Here is a 16,253-nt window from a genome sequence, read left to right on the forward strand (position 1 = left end):
CGAAATGAGGCGGGTGGGCCGGGCGGCGATCCGCCGGCCGTGTGCCGTTCGCAGATCGGCCGGACGAAGCTCTAGACCCCGGTCGCCTCCCGCCGCTCCAGCACTCCCACCACCCGGAACGCCAGCGCCAGCCCCACCACGCCGAACAGGGCAGACCCGATCCCCATCCCGGCCATCGCCCCTTCCGGCCCGCCGAGATGCGCTCCCAGCAACGCCGTCGGCATCGTGCCCAGCGTCGCCCGGCCCCAGTTGAGGGCGCTCGCCGCGAGCGGGAAGCCGAGGTTGTTGAACGAGGCGTTGCCGAGGAAGAGCAGGCCGTTGAAGAACCAGATCGCCCCGCCGGCGAGGCAGAAGAAGCCGAGGAGGTCGGCGCCGGCGCCCGTGAGGCCGAACAGGGCGGTGAGGGGCGCGCGGCCGAGGAACAGGGCGAGCCAGACCGCCGCCACGTAGAGGCCGGTGACCAGGGCGGCGTCGCGTAAACTCGCGCGCATCCGGTCGAAGCGGCCGGCGCCCCAGTTCTGTCCGAGGATCGGCCCGACCGCGCCGGAGAGCGCGAACAGGCCGCCGAAGGCCACCGGCACCATCCGGTCGACCACGGCGTTGCCGGCGACCGTCGCGGTGCCGAACCCCGCCATGACGTGGGCCAGGAACGCGCTCGCCACCGGGGGCGCCAGGTTGGTGAGCACGGTGGGCAGCGCGACGTGCAGGATCGGGCCGGCATCCGCGACGACCGCCCGGAAGCTCGGCCGCGCCACCATCCGGTGGACGCCCACCGCGCCGGCATAGCCGACCCACGCGAAGGCGAAGCGGGCGATCACGATGGTGATCGCCGCCCCCTCGACGCCGAGATTCAGGCCGAAGATCAGCAGCGGGTCGAGCACCACCGTGACCGCGGCCCCGGCGAGCGTCACGTTCATGCCCCGGCGCGCATCGCCGACCGCGCGCAGCACGCCCGAATAGCCCATGCCGAGCGCCATCAGCAGGCTCGAGGGCAGGGCGATCCAGAGGAAGGTCCGGGCCGCCGGCACGGTCTCCGGCCCGGCGCCGATCAGGGTCAGGAACGGCGTCAGCAGCGGCAGCATGAGCGCCGTCACGACGCCGGAGGCGACCAGGGCCAGCACCAGGGACGAGGCGGCCAGCCGCCGCGCCTCCCCGACGTCGCCGCGCCCGAGCGCCCGCGAGACCAGGGCGCCGACGGCGATCATCATCCCGATATTGATCGAGACCGCGAAGATCTGGACGATGGTGGCGAAGCCCACCGCCGCCGTCAGGACCGGGTCGCCGAGCCGCGCGATGTAGAGCAGCGACAGGAGGTCGACGACGAAGATCGCCATCAGGCCGACCGAGCCCGTCGCCCCCATCACCACGACGTGGCGGAAGGTCGAGCCGGTGACGAAGCGGGCGGGCGGGAGGGCGGTGCCGGGGCCGGCTTCCGGCGGGCGCACCTCACCCATCGACGCCGGCCCGCTCGCGGGCGATGATGTCCTCGGTCTCCGGGTTGAGGCCGTGCGAGGCGTGGAGCGGCGCGGTCAGGGGCTCGGGCTTGATCCGCACCAGGCTGCGCAGGGGATCGCCCCGGTCGAGGGGCTCGCCGGCCTGCTGCAGCACCAGCCGGGCGAGGTCGCGCTTGCGCACGTCGTCGACGGTGCGGGCCGCCTCCTCGGGGGAGAGGCCCAGCGCCTCCAGGGTGGCGCGGCCGAAGGCCAGGGCCGATTCGAAGGTCTCGCGGATCTGGTAGTCGACGTCGCGGCCCATCGCCTCGATCGCCTGGACCCGGTCGAACACCCGCACGTAGGTGCGGGCGGCCGGGAACTCGGCGTGGACGAGGTCGACGATCTTGAGCGTCGCCTCCGGGTCGTCGATGCAGATGCACACCACCTCGGCCTTGCCGGCGCCCGACGAGCGCAGCACGTCGAGGCGGGTGCCGTCGCCGTAATAGACCCGGAAGCCGAAGCGGGCGGCGCTGCGGATCTGCTCGACGTCCTTGTCGATCACCGTGACGCTCAGCCCTTGAGCCAGCAGCACCTGGTTGAGGATGTGGCCGAAGCGCCCGAATCCGATCACCAGCACCCGCGCCTCGGCGCCCTCGATCGCCTCCGGCTCGGGTTCGAGCGGGGCGGTGGTGCGCCGCGCCAGCACCCCGTCGAGCACCTTGGCGCCGATCGGCCCGATCAGCATCGTGATGGCGGCGAGCGCGATGGCGAGCCGGCCGGACGGGCCGTCGACGAGGCCGAGTTCCTGGCCGACCGGCAGGAGCACGAAGGCGAACTCGCCCGCCGGTGCCAGCACGGCGGCGCCGCGCAGGGCATCGAGCCAGGGCGAGCCGAACAGCCGGAAGAGCCCGGCCACCAGCGCGACCTTGATCAGGATCGCCCCCACCGTCGCGGCGGTCAGGCCGAGCCAGTTCTGCGCCACGAGGCCGAGGTCGATCGACATGCCGACGCTCATGAAGAACAGGCCGAGCAGCATGCCGCGGAACGGCTCGATATCGGCCTCGAGCTGGTGGCGGAAATTCGATTCGGCGAGCAGCAGCCCGGCGAGGAACGCCCCCATCGCCATCGACAGCCCGACCTCCTCCATGAGGAGGGCGGTGCCGAGCACGACGAGGAGGGCTGCCGCGGTCATTACCTCGCGGGCGCCGCTGGCGGCGAGCAGCCGGAAGAACGGGTTGAGGCCGTAGCGCCCGACCAGCACCACCCCAATCACCGCCGCGACCGCCGTGCCGGCCGATTGCAGGGCGGTGCCGAGCCAGGCCTCGCCTCCCGCCCCGGTGCCGGTCTGGGCGATCAGCGGCAGCAGCGCCAGGATGCCGACGATCGACAGGTCCTGGAACAGGAGCACCGCGAAGGCGCGCTGGCCGTACGGCGCCGCGAGGTCGCGCCTTTCTTCGAGGAGTTGCAGGGCGACGGCCGTCGCCGAGAGGGCGAGCGCGATGCCGATCACCGTGGCGGCCCCGCCCGAGAGGCCGGTGAGGAAGCCGAGGCCTCCGAGCGCCAGGGCGCAGAGCCCGAGCTGCAGCGTGCCGAGCCCCAGGATGTCGCGCCGCAGCGAGATCAGCCGCGAGATCTCCAGCTCCAGCCCCACGATGAACAGGAGCAGCACCACCCCGAGTTCCGAGACGCTGCGGGCGGTCTCCGGCTCGGTGATGAGCGACAGGCCGGAGGGGCCGATGACGACGCCGGCCACGAGGTAGCCCAGCACCGCGCTCTGCCCGAGCAGGCGGAAGATCGGCACGCCGATCACCGCGGCGGACAGGAAGGTCAGGACCGGCGGCAGGAAGCTGGCGTGGTCGGCGGCGGTCGCCATCGCGCGGGGATCTCCCGGGTTCGAGGTCGGCTCGGGACCTCCCTTACCCCGATCGAGGCCATCGGGCTAACCCGGTCTTCACGGTTCGGCGAAGCCCGTCACGCCTATGCCGCAGGGGAGCCGTCCGTCGCGCGCACTTTGGATCGGCGCGATTGCGTGGCACAAGAGGTTGACAGAGACAGCCCCGCCTCGCCACATCCCGGATCATGAGCGCCTCCGTGAACCAGACCGACGCCGGTGCCGCCGCGCCCGCGAAGCCGCCCCTCGAGATCCTCCTGTGCGCCCCGCGCGGGTTCTGCGCCGGCGTGGTGCGGGCCATCGACGTGGTCGAGCGCGCGCTCGCCCTCTACGGCCCACCCGTCTACGTGCGGCACGAGATCGTGCACAACAAGTACGTGGTCGAGAGCCTGAAGCGCAAAGGCGCGGTCTTCGTCGCCGAGCTCGACGAGGTGCCGGACGGCAAGGCGCCGGTGATCTTCTCCGCCCACGGCGTGGCGAAGACCGTGCCGCAGAACGCGGTCGCCCGCGGGCTCACCACCATCGACGCGACCTGCCCGCTGGTGACCAAGGTCCACCGCGAGGCCGAGATCCACCACAAGCGCGGCCGCCACGTGCTGCTCGTCGGCCATTCCGGCCACCCGGAGGTCGTCGGCACCATGGGCCAGCTGCCCAAGGGCTCGATCACCCTGGTGGAGGATGTCGAGCAGATCGAGGCCCTGGAGCCCGCGACCCGCGACAACCTCGCCTGGGTGACCCAGACGACGCTGTCGGTCGACGACACCCACCACATCGTCGAGGCGCTCAAGCGCAAGTTCCCCAAGATCGTCGGCCCGCACAAGGACGACATCTGCTACGCCACCACCAACCGCCAGGAGGCGGTGAAGCAGGTCGCCCCCCTGGTCGACGCGCTGATTGTCGTCGGCTCCTCGAACTCCTCGAACTCGCAGCGCCTGCGCGAGGTCGCCGAGCGGGTCGGCTGCCCGATCACCCGGCTCGTCAACCGCGCCGAGGACCTGGACTGGGAGGCCTTCTCCAACATCCGCCGGCTCGGCCTCACCGCCGGCGCCTCGGCCCCCGAGGTGCTGGTCGAGGAGATCATCGACGCCTTCGCGACCCGCTACGAGGTTACGGTCGACACCGTCTCGACCACGACCGAGGACATGGTCTTCCCGCTGCCGCGCGAACTGCGCAGCGAGGCGGCGGAGTAGGGTCGGCACTCCTCCCGGTCTGGCGTTCGCAGGATGAGGCGGGATCCCCTCTCCCACTCGGGAGAGGGGATCCCGCGTTTTTATTGAAGCGCCGGTTTTTCGCTCATTCATCCCATTTAAAGAGCAAAGCAGAACGGCCGTGGCGGTCTACACCGAGGTTCCGGACGAGGCGCTGGCCGCCTTCCTTGCCGCCTACGAGATCGGCGATCTCCTGTCCTACAAGGGCATCGCCGAGGGGGTGGAGAACACGAACTTCATCCTGCACACCACCACCGGCTCCTACATCCTCACCCTCTACGAGAAGCGGGTGAAGGAGGGCGACCTGCCGTTCTTCCTCGGCCTGATGCAGCACCTGGCCGCCAACGGCCTCGCCTGCCCGCAGCCGATCCGCACCCGCGACGGCGCCACCCTGGGGCGGCTCTGCGGCCGGCCCGCCGTGATCGTGTCGTTCCTGGAGGGCGTCTCGGTGCGCCGGCCGGGGGTCAGGCATTGCCGGGCGCTCGGCGCCGCGCTCGCCGGCCTGCACGCGGCCGGGGCCGATTTCCCGATGCAGCGGCCGAACGCCCTCTCGGTCGCGGGCTGGCGCCCCCTCTTCGAGGCGGCCGAGGCCGATGCCGACCGCGTCGCCCCGGGCCTTGCTGCGCGCACCCGCGCGGACCTGGCGCAACTGGAAGAAGCCTGGCCGCAGGACCTGCCCGGCGGCGTCATCCACGCCGATCTCTTCACCGACAACGTGTTCTTCCTCGGCGACGAGGTGTCGGGACTGATCGACTTCTACTTCGCCTGCACCGATTCCTTCGCCTACGACCTGGCGATCTGCCTCAACGCCTGGTGCTTCGAGGCGGATTATTCGTTCAACCGCACCAAGGGCCAGGCGATGATCGCCGCCTACCAGGCGGTGCGCCCGCTCGAACCCCGCGAGGTCGCGGCCCTGCCGCTTCTCGCCCGCGGCGCGGCGCTCCGCTTCATGCTGACCCGCCTCGTCGACTGGCTCAACGTGCCCCCCGGCGCCCTGGTGAAGCCGAAGGACCCGCTCGAATACGACCGCAGGCTCGCCTTCCACCGCAAGGTCGCGGCGGCGGAGGAATATGGATGGAGCCCGGTGGCGAGTTAGCGGGCAAGGGCTCTTCCCTCGTCAAAGACGGTATGAAAAAATCATACTCTGGCGTCGACCGTCCGGGGGAGTTGCGATCATGCCTGCCACGACCAAGCGGACCTTCAGCCTGCCCGACGAGCAATCGCACTACATCGACAGCTTGGTCGCCTCCGGCACCTATGCGACCGGCAGCGAGGTGGTGCGAGCCGGTCTGAGAGCCTTGCAGGAGCGCGACGCGGCCGTCGAAACCTGGCTGCGCGACGAGGTCGTGAAGACCTACGATGCGATGACGAGCGACCCGGGCCGCGGACGGTCCGTGGACGACGTGCGCGCCGCTCTCCGCGACCGCCATGCCGCCCGGTTGCGGGACACCGAGCGGTGAGCCTGCGGTCGTCCTCTCGCCGGAGGCCGAAGCCGATCTGCAGGGCATCTACGACATTGTTGCAGAGAGAGCCGGGACGACGCGAGCGCTCGGCTATGTCGAGCGGATCCTGGCGCATTGCGAAGGGTTCGCGACCTTTCCGGAGCGCGGACGAAGACGTGACGATCTTCGCCCGGAGCTACGGGTGACGGGTCACGATCGCGTTTCACCGCACGGTCGACCATGTGGTGATCGGCCGGATCCTCTACGCCGGCCGGGATGTCGAGACCGCTTTCGACGCGGATGATACGCCTCAGGGCGCGGCGGGCTTCACGTCCCTCACAACCGCGCCAGCAGTTCCGTCTTCTTCGCGGCGAACTCGGCCTCGGTCAGCACGCCCTTGCGGTGCAGCTCCGACAGGCGCTCGATCATCCCGAACACGTCGCCGACCTGCGCAGCCGGGGCATCGGCCGGTTGGGAGGGGGCCATCGGCGGAGAGGCCTCCGGTGCGGGTGCGGTGTGGGGCGCGGGGCTCGCGTCCGGTGCAGGGCCGCCCACCACCGGCAGCTCTTCCAGCCGCACCGGGCCGTGCTGGCTGGTGAAGCTCAGGGAGTGGGACGAACCCTGCTGCTGCGAGACGCCGCCGATCTGATGGTCGCCGGTGTCGTAGAGCGTCACCCGGCCGCCGGTCTCGATCGCCAGGCGGCGGAACTCGGGGAAGAAGGCGTAGCGCGTGTCGTTCTGCGATCCGGAGGTCGCCGGCTGGCCGAGGCCGTCCGGCCACCAGGAGCCGCCCCAAGACCCGCTCGAAGAGCCGCTCGAAGACCCGCCCCAAGAGTCTCCCGAGCCGAGGCCCTGGCTCTGGTGCTGGCTCGCTCCCCGGCCCTCCGCCGGCATCGCCGTGGCGAGCGGCGCCAGCTCGTCGCAGAGCGCGACGACCCGGGCCTTGAGGCCGGAATTGAACATGTCGCCGATCATCGTCATCCCGCCGGCGGACCACTGGCCCATGCCGCCGAGATCGGGATGGTTGAACTGCGCCATCCGGCCATGGCCGCGGGCGAGCGCGTCGAGGAGGTGGCGGACGGCGTCAAGGCCGACGCCGTGGCGGGCGGCGATCGCGTCGAGGTCGGGCATCGGTCAGGTCGCTCCGGAGCGGGATCCGGGCTTAGCCCAGTCCCTGTCCGAGGGGAACGCCCCTGGGAGCCTTCCGGGTCAGCCGAGCCCCGGCAGCATCCCGCGCAGGCGCTCCAGCACGCCGCCGGGCCGGCGCGGCAGGGGCGGGATCGTCGGCGAGAGGTGCCAGGCGCCCGGATCGGTGCGCAGGTCGCCCTCGCGCAGCGAGTCGATGCGGGCGATCTTGTCGAGGAGTTCCGCCGCCACCGTCCCGGGCTCGCGCAGCACGAAGTTGACGGTGAAGCCCTCGCCGACATGGCTGCTCGTCCCGACCGGGTAGTAATAGTGCGCCTGCGTGCCGGTGATGAGGTCGATCAGCCGGTAGGTCGCGCTCAGCTTGAGCCGGTCGGCGATGGCGATCACCCGCCGGCCCGGGGGGGCGAAGAGCAGGGTGTGGAAGGCCGAGCCGTTGGCGCCGAGGATGACCCGGTGGCGGGCGAACAGGCGCACCTGCTCGGGGAAGCTCAGAAGCTCGGGATGGACGATCCGTACCCCGTTCGCCGCCAGCACCTCCGTCACCGCCTCCTCGTTGGCGAAGCGCCGCACCCCGTGCGTCAGCCGCGCCTTCGACAGGTAGACCGGCTGCGGGTCGGCATCGACCTCCCCGGGAGCGTAGTAACCTCGCCCGATCTCCCGGCACAGGTCGGCGAGGACCGGGAAGGCGTAATCGTCCTGCTGCAGGGCGGCCTGCGGCACCAGGAGGGTGCGGATCCGCATCGGCCGGCCGAACGAGGCGAGGTCCATCACGCTCAGGCCCAGCCGGCCGAGGATCTCCGGGATGAACGGCGTGGCGCTCCAGTTCGCGTCGAGCCCCGGCCCGTGGCAGAGCAGGGTCGGGCGCAGGCCCTCCCCGTCGAGATCGAGGAGCGGCCAGAACCGCGCCAGGGTGTTGATGACGAAGTGGCCGTAATGCGGGTGGATCGCCCCGACATAGAGGTAGGGGCCGTCCGGCGCCTCGTCGGTCACCGGGCCCTGCCCCTCCGGCCACTCGGTCGTCTGCCAGGTCGGGGTGCGGTCGCCGCTGTGATGGTCGAGGGATTCGGGCACCATCCGGCCGGCGGCGTCGAAGATCACCGGCACCTTGTCGAGATGGGGCACCCGCGTGAGGTACTGGGCGCCCTCGACCAGGCGCAGGGCCGGCCGGCCCGCCCGCACCTCGGCCCGGCCGTAGAACGCTTCGCTCCGCTGCAGGATCATGCCGCTCTTGTCAGTCCCGTCGTCCTGCGCGGCTCAGGCCTGCGCCGCCGGGCTCGCATCCCCCGGCACCTCGATCACTGCCCTTAAGCCGCCGAGTGCGGCCGCGTCGAGGCGCAGGCGGCCGCGATACAGGGCGGCGAGGTCGGAGACGATGGAGAGGCCGAGGCCCGAGCCCGGCTTGGTCTCGTCGAGGCGCCGGCCGCGGGCCAGCACCGCGACCCGGGCCTCCGGCGGCAGGCCCGGCCCGTCATCCTCCACCGTGACGATGAGGTGGGGGTACTCGCCCTGGCCGATCACCTCGGCGCGGATCGAGACGCGCGAGTGGGCCCATTTGGCGGCGTTGTCGACGAGGTTGCCGATCATCTCCTCGAAATCCTGGCGCTCGCCGCGGAAGCGCAGGCCCGGGGTGATGCTGGTCTCGAAGGTCAGGTCCTTGTCGTAGAAGATCTTGCCGAAGGTGCGCACCAGGGCCGCCACCACCGGCTCGACGTCGGTGAAGGTGCCGAGCGCGCCGGCGAGCGCCGCGGCGCGGGCGCGGTCGAGGTGGTAGTTCACCTGGTCGCGCATCACCGCGGCCTGCTCGCGCACCTTGACGGCGAGCTCGCTGTTGGCGTCCCCCGCCGACGCCTCGTTGACGATGATGCTGAGTGGGGTCTTGAGCGCGTGCGCCAGGTTGCCGACCTGGGTGCGGGCCCGTTCCAGGATCTCGCGGTTGGTCTCGAGGAGCAGGTTCACCTCGCCGGCGAGCGGCGCGATGTCCCGCGGATACTCGCCCGAGATGCGGTCGGCCTCGCCGCGGCGGATCGCGCCGAGCGCCGCCCGCAGCTTGATCAGCGGCGCGAGGCCGAAGCGGATCTGCAGCAGGGTGGTGAGGCCGAGCGACAGGCCGAGCAGCGAGAAGGTGATGGTGAGCGCCAGGGTGAAGCGCCGCATGTCGGCGTCGATCTCGTCGGAGGGGCCGGCGACCCGCACGATGTAGCGGCCCTCCTCGCCGAGATCGACGGTGCGCTCGATGATGCGCAGCGGCCGGTCGTCCTGCGCCTTGCCGTAGCCCTTGCGCAGCTGTCCCGCTCCGGCCTCGCCGACGGCGTTGTCGGGCGGCTGGAGCGGCACGCCGACCAGCGAGCGCGAGGTGCGCAGGTCCCGCGGCCGGGCATTGGGCCGGCCGACCTGCCAGTACCAGCCCGACAGCGGCAGGTCGAAGCGCGGGTCGCCGAGAGCGCCGAAGCTGCGCGCCTCGGAATCGGCGGGCGTGACGAGGTTGGTGGCCAGATCGTTGGCGTAGACGAGGAGGCGGCTGTCGAAGGCCCGCTCGGTGGTCTCGCGGTACAGGGTCGAGAGGATCAGGCCGGCGATCAGCAGGATGAGCGCGCTGGAGATCAGTGCCGAGACCGCGAGGCGGACCGCGATCGAGCGCTTGCGCCACGGCCGCCAGCCGAGCCAGCCGAACCCCCGGGAGACGGGCGCGGAGCCGGGGGCGACGCCGCCGGCAAGGCCCGTTTCGACCGTGTCCGTCGGCCTCGGCGTCTCGGCCGCGGCGCGGCCGGTCACGGCTGCTTTCCGCCGGCGCCCGCGTCGATCAGGTAGCCGAGGCCGCGCACGGTCTGGATCAGGTCGACCGCGAGCTTCTTGCGCAGGCGCCCGACGAAGACCTCGATGGTGTTCGAGTCGCGGTCGAAATCCTGGTCGTAGAGGTGCTCGGTCAGCTCGGCCCGGGAGACGACCCGGCCGGTATGGTGCATCAGGTAGGAGAGCAGCCGGTACTCGTGCGAGGTGAGCTTGACCGGGCTGCCGTCGACGAAGACGCGGCCGGAGCGGGTGTCGAGCACCACGGTGCCGACGCTGATCTGGCTCGTGGCGTGGCCGGCGGTGCGGCGGAGCAGGGCCCGCACCCGGGCCAGCAGCTCTTCCATGTGGAAGGGCTTGGTGACGTAGTCGTCGGCGCCGGCGTCGAAGCCGTTGACCTTGTCGCTCCAGCGGTCGCGGGCGGTCAGGATGATGACCGGGGTCTTCACCTGCGCCCGGCGCCAGCCCGACAGGACGGAGACGCCGTCGGCCTTCGGCAGGCCCATGTCGAGGATGATGCAGTCGTAGGGCTCGGTCTCGCCCAGGAAGGCGCCCTCCTCGCCGTCGAACGCCTTGTCGACGGCGTAGCCCGCCTCCTCCAGGGCACTCACGACCTGGCGGTTGAGGTCCCGGTCATCCTCGACCACGAGCAGACGCACGATCCGAACCCCTCACGCTCAGCACAAACCCGCGATCACCACTGACCGGCCACTTTCCCGGACCGGGCATCCACCATCACGTGCACGAACTGGCCGTCCTTGCGCAAGGCCGTCAGCATGTAGACCAGCGCCTCGTCCCGGCGGCAGAGATTGGCCCGCACGATGTCGGCCCGCGGCACGGCGGCCCGCGCGGCGCGGATCGCCGCCACCGGCTCGACCACCCGCTTCTCCGCCACCGCCTCGCGCAGGTCGCCGGAGGAGAGGCAGGTCTGCGCCGTCTCGGCGGCCTTGAGCGGATGGGGCGTCACCGCCCCGGTGGCGGTCTCGTCCCGCTCCTCCGCGGCCGCGAGCCAGCCCGAAGCGCCGGCGAGGCCGACCAGGGCGGGGAGCAGGAGGAGAACGAGATGACGCATGCCGGAGACCATCGTCGCCGGGCACTGAATGCACCCTGAATGCGAACGTGCCGGGTTTTCGAAGGCCGGTCCGGTCACATCCTCGTGTGCCGCCAAGGTTCGGGATCAAGGTTCGGGACCAAGGTTCGAGGCAAGGCTCCCGCAGGCGCGACGCGGATGAACCAATCCGGCGGCGTCTCCGTTATAGTTAAGGTGGCGTTCACCGCGCCGTCCGACCCTGCCGGCCGTCACCAGGGAGAGGCTTGTGCGTCCCGCCGCGATCCCGTTCCTCGCCGCCGTCCTGATTGCCGGAGGGCTCGTCGGTGCGGCCTCCGCGCAGGAGACGGCGCCCGAGCCGGCTTCCGTCACCGCGACGGGCGCTCCCCTGCTGCTGCGCATCCACCCCCGCGACGAGGCGCCGGAGGACGGCCCGGGCGCCGACGCGGCCGACGCGGCGCGCGAGGCGGAAGCCGCGCGGGTGGCGGCCGTGGCCCGCGCCGCTGCGGCCCGGGAGGCGTTCGAGGCGCGCATCACCGCGCGGGCCAACCGGGCGATCGCCTCGGTCTGCACCGGCTGCCTCGGCCCGGTGCCGCGCTCCGTGGCGCTGGCGCCGCCGGAGGGCGGACCCGCGCCGGTCCGACCGATCCCGGCTTCGGTCGCCATGACGGAGCCTTGATAGGACCTTGATGGGACGGAGTCGTGAGCAGCGGGGTTGACAGAGGATCAGGTGCCGCGCCCGATATCGCCGGCGCCGTCGGAATGGGCCGTCGTCCCTCCGTGTCGCCGGAATGCGGGGAGCCTGTCGGCATGGTCGGCGCCATCGGACTCGTCCTGTTCGACCTCGACAACGTGCTCTACGATTACAACCGCCGCCGGCGCGCCGAGCGTCTATCGGCCATCACCGGCATCGCGGCGGACCATATCTCGGCGGCGATCTGGGACAGCGGCCTGGAGCGTCTGGGAGATGCCGGGACTCTTCCACGTGACGCCTATCTCCAGGCCTTCGGCGACCGGATCGGATTCCCGGTCGGCCTGGCGGACTGGCTGGATGCGCGGCGCGCGGCGATGAGTCCCAACGGCCCGATGCTCGCGCTGGTCGAGCGGCTGCGCGCCTCGGTGGGCGTGGCGATCCTGACGAACAACCCGGAATTGCTGACCGATCACGTCGACGTCCTGTGCCCGGAACTCCGGCCCCTGTTCGGGGACCGGATCTATGCTTCGGCGTCGTTTCGCGCGGCCAAGCCCGACGTGACCTGCTTCCAGCGCTGCCTCGCCGGCCTCGCGGTCGAGCCGTCGGCCGTGCTGTTCGTGGACGACCTGCCCGAGAACGTCGCGGGCGCGCGGGCGGCGGGTCTGCATGCCCATCACTTCACATCGGTCGAGGGGGTTCGCCGCGAACTGGCGGCGCGGGGCATGGCGATGTAGGGGCGGATCGCCGCATCCGGGCGAACTGATCCGCCGTGATCTCCGGTTTGTCGGGATGGCCTCGCCGCCGGCAGGGGCGAAGACCAGGGAGACGAATGGCCCGTCGAGGAAGCGCGGGCGTCCATCGGAGGCCGGCTCGGGAGGCTGGCTCGGCCGCCTCGACCCTGGCATCCGCCCAGTCGAACCGGTCGCGCGCATCGGCGAAATCCATCCGATGCTTGCGGATGGTGCTCCCACGCGTGGGATCGTCCGAGGCCATCCACGTCATTTAAGCGTCCATACGAAAAATCATGGAGGCGGGATATTTCGTATGGACGAGATGAAACGTCTTCGCTCTCGCTGCCACCCTGAGGACCCGAACTCGGACCGATCGCCGGGCATCGGTGGACCCGGCCGGGATGGCGTTCCGCCACCCTGGACCTTCCCCGTCGGATCGGGCAGGGCGGAGGTACCCGACCCTGCGCTCCGAGAGCGACGTGATCCGCCCAGCCATTCCGTTTCTCGCCGCCCTCCTCGCCCTCGCCACCCCCGCCCGGGCGGTCGTCGGAGGGAGCGAGGCACCGGACGCGGCGCTCGCGCGCTCCAGCGTCATGGTGCTGTCGTCCCGCGGCGGTGTCTGCACCGGGATCGTGCTCGCCCGCGACGTGGTGCTCACCGCCGCCCATTGCGCCGCCCCCGGGGCCGAGCACCGGGTCCATTTTCGCGATGAGGCCGGGACGCCGGTGCTGATCGGGGTCGCCGCCCGGGCGGTGCATCCGGGCTACGATGCCGGGGCCATCGCCGGGCGGCGGCGCTCGATCGACCTCGCGCTCCTGCGCACCGAGACGGCGCTGCCGGCCCGGTTCGTCCCGGCCGCCCTCACCGACGCGCCTGTCACCGCCGGCACAGCCCTGACGCTCGGCGGCTACGGCGTGGCCCGGCCCGGGGACCATCGCAGCACCGGCACCTTCCGTACCGCGACCCTGCCGCTGGTCGAGCCCTACGGCCCGAGCCGCATCCTGGTCTGGCTCAAGGGCGCCACGGCATCGGGGGCCTGCGAGGGCGATTCGGGCGGGCCGATCGCCGGGGCGGGCGGGGGCGTGCTCGCGGTGACGACCTGGGCGAGCGGGGCCGGCAAGGCCTCTTGCGGCGGGGTCTCGCAGGGCGTGCTGGTCGGGCCGCAGCGGGCCTGGATCGCCCGCACGACCGCGGAATGGGGGGCCCCGGCGCGCTGGGACTGAGCCGCTCTCCGCCCCCGCGCTCACGGCTTCGTTCCCGGTCCGGGCCCGTGCCGGTGCGGAACCACACAAGCGGCGCGAGACTTCACTTGTCGAGCGTGGCCGCACGCTTCTAGGGTGGTCTCATGCGCGTCTCCCCGTCCCGCCTCCGTTCCACCCTGGCCGCCCTCGCGGTGGCTGCGCCCCTCGGCCTGTGGACCGGCGCCGCCGGCGCCGTGGTGCGCGGCGAGGTGACCCGCGATCCCGACGGCCTCCGCAGCTCGGTGGTGCGGATCGAGAGCACCACCGGCGAGATGTGCTCCGGCTCGCTCATCGCCCCCGATCTCGTCCTGACCGCGGCCCATTGCGTGATGCGCAAGGCCGGCTACTGGGTCGTGGTCGTCGACCGCAACTTCCGCCAGCGCCGCCTGCGGGCGATCGCGGCGGCGATGCACCCGGATTTCGTGCCCGGCACCACGCCGGAGACCCAGCCCGGCACCGACCTCGCCATCCTGAAGCTCAGCGAGCGCCTCGGCCCCGATTTCCGCCCCCTCGACCTGCGCGGCAGCGGCGACATCGCACAGGGCGACAGCGTGGCCATCGCCGGCTACGGCGTCGTGGCGGAGAACCGCCGCGGCACCGCCCGGGTGCTGCGCCAGGCCCGCCTCGTCTCGCTCGGCGAGTTGCAGGTCGCCAACACCGTGACGGTGGTGGCCGACCGCACGACGCTGGCCGAGACCGCCGGCGCCGGCGCGTGCCTGGGCGATTCCGGCGGCCCGATCCTGCGGGCCGGCCCCGGCGGCTACCAGCTCGTCGGCGTGGTGAGCTGGTCGAGCGGCGCCGCCCAGCAGGGCCGGGTCCGCACCGCCTGCGGCGGCTTCACCGCCGTGACGCCGACCGGCCTCCATGCCGGCTGGATCAACGCCCGCGCCGCCGAGCTCGCCCGCTTCGAGCCCGGTGAGGCGATGCCGGCAGGCGCGCGTCCCCATCCGGCGGACTGGACCGGGGGCAGGTGACGATCGGGCCGGGTGACGATCGGGCCAGATGACGATCGGGGATGTCGACGACCGGGGGCTAACGCCAGCTTGACTGTTTCGCGGCCAAGCCGTCCAACGGGCTCCGTCCAACTCCGGAGCCTCCGATGAGCCAAGCCGTGTTCAGTGTTGCCCGCATCCTCGTCGTGGTGCTGTTCTGCGTCTCCGGCGCCCAGAAGCTGATGAACCCCGCCGCCGTCGCGAGCGCGATCTCGGCCAAGGGGCTGCCCTACCCGCAGGTGCTGGCCTACCTCACCATCGCGGCCGAGCTCGGCCTCGGCCTCCTCATCGCGCTGGGCTTCTACGCGCGGGCGGCCTCGGTGCTGCTCGCCGTCTTCACCCTCGCGACGATCGTGGTGTTCCACAATTTCTGGTCGATGACCGGCGATGCCGTCCGGACGAACCAGATCCAGGCGATGAAGAACCTCTCGATCATCGGCGGCCTTCTGATGATCGCTGCCGCCGGTCCCGGCCGCTTCGCCCTCAACCGGCGCTGAACGCGGAACTTTTTCGTTTCGCAGGCGCCGGAACGGCGCCCCTCCCGGCACGTTGACCGCCCCTGATGGAGCGCGATCGGCGGCGGGGAACAGGTGGGAATCATGGCCGCGGACACAGCATTGCCGGACGCGGCCTTTCGCAGCTTTGCCGAGGGCGCCGGCCTGATGATCTGGCGCGCCGATCCGGAGGCGCGCCTGATCTACGTCAATCCGGCCTGGACGGAGTTTCGCGGTCGCCCGGCGGAGGACGAGATGGGGCACGGCTGGAAGGACGGGCTGCACCCGGACGACCGGCCCGGGCACGAGGCCGCCCTGGCGGCGGCCTATGCCAGGCGCCAGCCGCACAGCGCCGAGTACCGCCTGCGCCGTCACGACGGCGCCTTCCGGTGGATCCACGGCCACGCCTATCCGCTGCACGAGGGCCGGGACTTCGCGGGCTTCGCCGGCTCCTGCTTCGACATCACCGAGCGCAAGGAGGCCGAGGAGCAGGCGGCCAGAGCGCTCGGGGAGCAGGAGGCGCTGCTCGCCGAGATCTACCACCGGGTGCGCAACAACCTGCAGGTCACGGTCAGCCTGATCGGGCTCTACGGCCGCGCCGCGGCGGCGCCCTGCCGCCCGGCCTTCGACGCGCTCGGCCAGCGGGTGCGGGCGATCGCCCTGGTGCAGCAGCACCTGCACGAGGCGCCGCAGATCGCCAGCGTCGACCTCGCCGACTACCTGACGCGCCTCGCCGAGGGGCTGACCCAGCTGCGCCGGGCCGGGCGCATCGCCGTCACGGTCGAGGCCGGCCGCACCGTGCTGCTCGAACCGCGCATCGTCAACGCGCTCGGCATGATCCTGGCCGAGATCGTCGCCGAATGCCTCGACGGCACCGGCGAGGGGACCGCCTGCGTCACCCGGGTCGAGGTGCCGGCGGGGAGCGTGACCGATCCGGTGCGGGTACGGATCACCTCCGGCGGCGTCGCCGGCGAGCCGCCGGCCGGCGTGCCGCGGCTCGGCCCCCGCCTGATCGCGGCCTATGCGGGCCAGGCCGAGATCGCGGTGTCGGGCACCGGCACGCCCGAGTCGCCCCTCGACCTGACGCTTCCGGAGAAGGGCTGAACGCCACGGGTGAGGCGCGCGCGGTGGCGGGCGGCGCTCCGC

General features: G+C 72.0%; 17 protein-coding genes. 10 read left to right on the forward strand and 7 right to left on the reverse strand.

Annotated features, from left to right (window positions below; translation table 11 throughout):
- Positions 1 to 71 precede the first annotated feature (71 nt).
- Together G4G93_RS01635 and G4G93_RS01640 are read right to left on the reverse strand one after the other, a co-directional pair.
- Positions 72 to 1,454, reverse strand: coding sequence for an MATE family efflux transporter (locus G4G93_RS01635; RefSeq protein ID WP_165080625.1), 1,383 nt, complete (start codon positions 1,452 to 1,454; stop codon positions 72 to 74).
- Positions 1,447 to 3,306, reverse strand: a complete 1,860-nt coding sequence (locus G4G93_RS01640) for a monovalent cation:proton antiporter-2 (CPA2) family protein (RefSeq protein ID WP_165080627.1) — start codon at positions 3,304 to 3,306, stop codon at positions 1,447 to 1,449. Before G4G93_RS01640 ends, G4G93_RS01635 begins: the two co-directional genes overlap by 8 nt.
- A 206-nt stretch (positions 3,307 to 3,512) precedes the next feature.
- Between G4G93_RS01640 and ispH the strand changes: the two genes are divergently transcribed.
- The 4 genes from ispH to G4G93_RS01660 all read left to right on the forward strand — a co-directional run bounded on the left by ispH (position 3,513) and on the right by G4G93_RS01660 (position 6,278).
- Positions 3,513 to 4,514 carry a 4-hydroxy-3-methylbut-2-enyl diphosphate reductase gene (ispH, locus tag G4G93_RS01645; RefSeq protein ID WP_165080629.1) on the forward strand — a complete coding sequence of 334 codons (1,002 nt, stop codon included), beginning with the start codon at positions 3,513 to 3,515 and terminating at the stop codon, positions 4,512 to 4,514.
- 139 nt (positions 4,515 to 4,653) lie between these two features.
- Positions 4,654 to 5,628, forward strand: coding sequence for a homoserine kinase (locus G4G93_RS01650; RefSeq protein WP_165080631.1), 975 nt, complete (start codon positions 4,654 to 4,656; stop codon positions 5,626 to 5,628).
- Between the two features lie 79 nt (positions 5,629 to 5,707).
- On the forward strand, positions 5,708 to 5,992 hold the full coding sequence (locus tag G4G93_RS01655) for a type II toxin-antitoxin system ParD family antitoxin (protein WP_165080633.1): 285 nt from the start codon (positions 5,708 to 5,710) through the stop codon (positions 5,990 to 5,992).
- Positions 5,961 to 6,278 carry a type II toxin-antitoxin system RelE/ParE family toxin gene (locus G4G93_RS01660; RefSeq protein ID WP_246736469.1) on the forward strand — a complete coding sequence of 106 codons (318 nt, stop codon included), beginning with the start codon at positions 5,961 to 5,963 and terminating at the stop codon, positions 6,276 to 6,278. The genes G4G93_RS01655 and G4G93_RS01660 overlap by 32 nt, the downstream gene beginning before the upstream one ends.
- Before the next feature lie 32 nt (positions 6,279 to 6,310).
- Here G4G93_RS01660 and G4G93_RS01665 read toward each other — a convergent pair whose 3' ends face one another.
- The 5 genes from G4G93_RS01665 to G4G93_RS01685 form a co-directional block, all read right to left on the reverse strand.
- Positions 6,311 to 7,105 (reverse strand): SHOCT domain-containing protein, encoded by a 795-nt coding sequence (locus tag G4G93_RS01665; protein WP_165080635.1) that lies wholly within the window; start codon positions 7,103 to 7,105, stop codon positions 6,311 to 6,313.
- A gap of 78 nt (positions 7,106 to 7,183) precedes the next feature.
- Positions 7,184 to 8,341: a DUF563 domain-containing protein gene (locus G4G93_RS01670; protein ID WP_165080637.1), complete on the reverse strand. Its 1,158-nt coding sequence runs from the start codon at positions 8,339 to 8,341 to the stop codon at positions 7,184 to 7,186.
- A 33-nt stretch (positions 8,342 to 8,374) separates the two neighbouring features.
- Positions 8,375 to 9,892 (reverse strand): sensor histidine kinase, encoded by a 1,518-nt coding sequence (locus G4G93_RS01675; RefSeq protein ID WP_165080639.1) that lies wholly within the window; start codon positions 9,890 to 9,892, stop codon positions 8,375 to 8,377.
- Positions 9,889 to 10,566, reverse strand: coding sequence for a response regulator transcription factor (locus G4G93_RS01680; RefSeq protein ID WP_165080641.1), 678 nt, complete (start codon positions 10,564 to 10,566; stop codon positions 9,889 to 9,891). The genes G4G93_RS01675 and G4G93_RS01680 overlap by 4 nt, the downstream gene beginning before the upstream one ends.
- 35 nt (positions 10,567 to 10,601) lie before the next feature.
- On the reverse strand, positions 10,602 to 10,979 hold the full coding sequence (locus G4G93_RS01685; protein ID WP_165080643.1) for a PepSY domain-containing protein: 378 nt from the start codon (positions 10,977 to 10,979) through the stop codon (positions 10,602 to 10,604).
- Positions 10,980 to 11,223: 244 nt separating this feature from the next.
- Here G4G93_RS01685 and G4G93_RS01690 point away from each other — a divergent pair, with 244 nt between their 5' ends.
- The 6 genes from G4G93_RS01690 to G4G93_RS01715 all read left to right on the forward strand — a co-directional run bounded on the left by G4G93_RS01690 (position 11,224) and on the right by G4G93_RS01715 (position 16,211).
- Positions 11,224 to 11,634 (forward strand): hypothetical protein, encoded by a 411-nt coding sequence (locus G4G93_RS01690; protein WP_165080005.1) that lies wholly within the window; start codon positions 11,224 to 11,226, stop codon positions 11,632 to 11,634.
- A 131-nt stretch (positions 11,635 to 11,765) separates the two neighbouring features.
- Positions 11,766 to 12,383 (forward strand): HAD family phosphatase, encoded by a 618-nt coding sequence (locus G4G93_RS01695; protein WP_165080645.1) that lies wholly within the window; start codon positions 11,766 to 11,768, stop codon positions 12,381 to 12,383.
- Positions 12,384 to 12,859: 476 nt separating this feature from the next.
- Positions 12,860 to 13,603, forward strand: a complete 744-nt coding sequence (locus G4G93_RS01700; protein ID WP_312891624.1) for a trypsin-like serine protease — start codon at positions 12,860 to 12,862, stop codon at positions 13,601 to 13,603.
- Between the two features lie 122 nt (positions 13,604 to 13,725).
- Positions 13,726 to 14,595: a trypsin-like serine protease gene (locus tag G4G93_RS01705; RefSeq protein WP_165080649.1), complete on the forward strand. Its 870-nt coding sequence runs from the start codon at positions 13,726 to 13,728 to the stop codon at positions 14,593 to 14,595.
- Between the two features lie 125 nt (positions 14,596 to 14,720).
- The gene (locus tag G4G93_RS01710) at positions 14,721 to 15,110 is read left to right on the forward strand and encodes a DoxX family protein (protein ID WP_165080651.1); all 390 of its coding nucleotides are present in this window, start codon (positions 14,721 to 14,723) and stop codon (positions 15,108 to 15,110) included.
- A 102-nt stretch (positions 15,111 to 15,212) separates the two neighbouring features.
- On the forward strand, positions 15,213 to 16,211 hold the full coding sequence (locus tag G4G93_RS01715) for a sensor histidine kinase (RefSeq protein WP_165080653.1): 999 nt from the start codon (positions 15,213 to 15,215) through the stop codon (positions 16,209 to 16,211).
- Positions 16,212 to 16,253 lie beyond the last annotated feature (42 nt).

Source organism: Methylobacterium sp. DB0501, from assembly GCF_011043735.1.
Lineage (GTDB): Bacteria > Pseudomonadota > Alphaproteobacteria > Rhizobiales > Beijerinckiaceae > Methylobacterium > Methylobacterium alsaeris.

Excerpts from the sequence above, each read along its gene's own strand:
- G4G93_RS01635 (WP_165080625.1), bottom strand. The coding sequence starts at position 1,454 with ATGGGTGAGGTGCGCCCGCCGGAAGCCGGCCCCGGCACCGCCCTCCCG.
- G4G93_RS01640 (WP_165080627.1), bottom strand. The coding sequence starts at position 3,306 with ATGGCGACCGCCGCCGACCACGCCAGCTTCCTGCCGCCGGTCCTGACC.
- ispH (WP_165080629.1), top strand. The coding sequence starts at position 3,513 with ATGAGCGCCTCCGTGAACCAGACCGACGCCGGTGCCGCCGCGCCCGCG.
- G4G93_RS01655 (WP_165080633.1), top strand. The coding sequence starts at position 5,708 with ATGCCTGCCACGACCAAGCGGACCTTCAGCCTGCCCGACGAGCAATCG.
- G4G93_RS01660 (WP_246736469.1), top strand. The coding sequence starts at position 5,961 with ATGCCGCCCGGTTGCGGGACACCGAGCGGTGAGCCTGCGGTCGTCCTC.
- G4G93_RS01665 (WP_165080635.1), bottom strand. The coding sequence starts at position 7,105 with ATGCCCGACCTCGACGCGATCGCCGCCCGCCACGGCGTCGGCCTTGAC.
- G4G93_RS01670 (WP_165080637.1), bottom strand. The coding sequence starts at position 8,341 with ATGATCCTGCAGCGGAGCGAAGCGTTCTACGGCCGGGCCGAGGTGCGG.
- G4G93_RS01685 (WP_165080643.1), bottom strand. The coding sequence starts at position 10,979 with ATGCGTCATCTCGTTCTCCTCCTGCTCCCCGCCCTGGTCGGCCTCGCC.
- G4G93_RS01695 (WP_165080645.1), top strand. The coding sequence starts at position 11,766 with ATGGTCGGCGCCATCGGACTCGTCCTGTTCGACCTCGACAACGTGCTC.
- G4G93_RS01705 (WP_165080649.1), top strand. The coding sequence starts at position 13,726 with ATGCGCGTCTCCCCGTCCCGCCTCCGTTCCACCCTGGCCGCCCTCGCG.
- G4G93_RS01710 (WP_165080651.1), top strand. The coding sequence starts at position 14,721 with ATGAGCCAAGCCGTGTTCAGTGTTGCCCGCATCCTCGTCGTGGTGCTG.
- G4G93_RS01715 (WP_165080653.1), top strand. The coding sequence starts at position 15,213 with ATGGCCGCGGACACAGCATTGCCGGACGCGGCCTTTCGCAGCTTTGCC.